Below are 1,275 nucleotides of genomic sequence, written 5' to 3'. Positions count from 1 at the left end.
GTACTGGTAAGTAAACAGGAGAGGAAGAGATAGAATGAATCCAGTAATTGGTCTGGATGTTTCAAAAGGAGAAAGTGAAGTACAAGCCTTTTTAGATAATAGAAAACCTTATAAAAAAAGCTTTAGTGTATTGCACAACAATAATGGTTTAGAGAATTTACTTCGTTTTTTGATAGAAGTGGAGGGTGAAACTGGGGTTAGACCCACAGTAATATTTGAATCCACAGGTCATTATCACACATCACTTGTTCAGTTCTTAGAGGAGAATGATTACCTCTACATTATGGTCAATCCGTTACTATCTTATCAAGCAAAAAAATCAAGTTTACGGAAGGTAAAGACCGATGCGATAGATGCTTATAATTTATGTGAGCTTTTCTATAAAGAAGAATTGGAGCCATATAAACAAAGAGGTATTCAACTTCTGAACCTACGAAATCTCTCAAGGCAGCACGAAACAGTGACAGGTATTTATGTACAAACAAAACTACAATTCCATGCGATATTAGATCAGGTATTTCCTGAGTATAGAGGGGTTTTTGGAGATTTATTTTCAAAAGTTTCACTGAACACCTTATTGGAGTTTAGTACATCAGAAGCTGTTTTGAAGGCTGGGGAAAATCGACTATCAGATAAAATTGCAAGTGAATGTGTAACTAGATCAGAGCGTTGGGCGAAGGATAGAGCGAAAAAGTTGGTTGAAGCAGCTCATCGCAATCCATTTAAAAACACTCTGTACCAGAGCCATTTGATTAGTCTTCAAATGTATATTCAAATGCTTCTCCAGTACCAAGAGCATCTTTCAAAGTTAGATGACCAAATAGATGCCCTGGCAGAAGAAATAGAAGAATATAAGATTATCCAATCGATCCCTGGAATAGGAGGGAAAATCGCGGCAACGATAATTTCCGAAATCGGAGAGATCGAACGGTTTAATCATCCTAAAAAACTAGTGGTCTTCTCTGGTATTGATCCGAGCGTTCATTCATCTGGTAAGTTCACAGCAACAATTAATCGGATTAGCAAGAGAGGATCCAGTCGATTGCGTCATGCCTTATATATGGGAGCCCTCTGTGGGATTCGTAGTTCTCGCAATAAACGGCTTAGAGAGTTTTATGATCGCAAACGAGAAGAAGGAAAACCCTTCAAAGTAGCTATGATTGCTTGTACTAATAAGCTGGTTCATTGGATTTTCATTCTTTTGAAAAGAAAAGAGACTTTCCTAGATTTAGCTTAAGGGATATAATTAAGTAATTAATCCAAAACCTTCCAATA

Annotated in this window: 1 protein-coding gene; it reads left to right on the top strand. The window is 37.0% G+C overall.

The window, feature by feature from the left end:
• Positions 1–34 precede the first annotated feature (34 nt).
• A complete protein-coding gene (locus tag CEF18_RS25610) occupies positions 35–1,237 on the top strand; it encodes an IS110 family RNA-guided transposase (RefSeq protein WP_110939328.1) in 1,203 nt (400 codons plus the stop codon).
• Positions 1,238–1,275 lie beyond the last annotated feature (38 nt).

Source organism: Salipaludibacillus neizhouensis, assembly GCF_002886185.1.
Classification (GTDB): domain Bacteria; phylum Bacillota; class Bacilli; order Bacillales; family Salisediminibacteriaceae; genus Salipaludibacillus; species Salipaludibacillus neizhouensis.
This window is presented reverse-complemented; position numbering and strand designations above follow the sequence as displayed.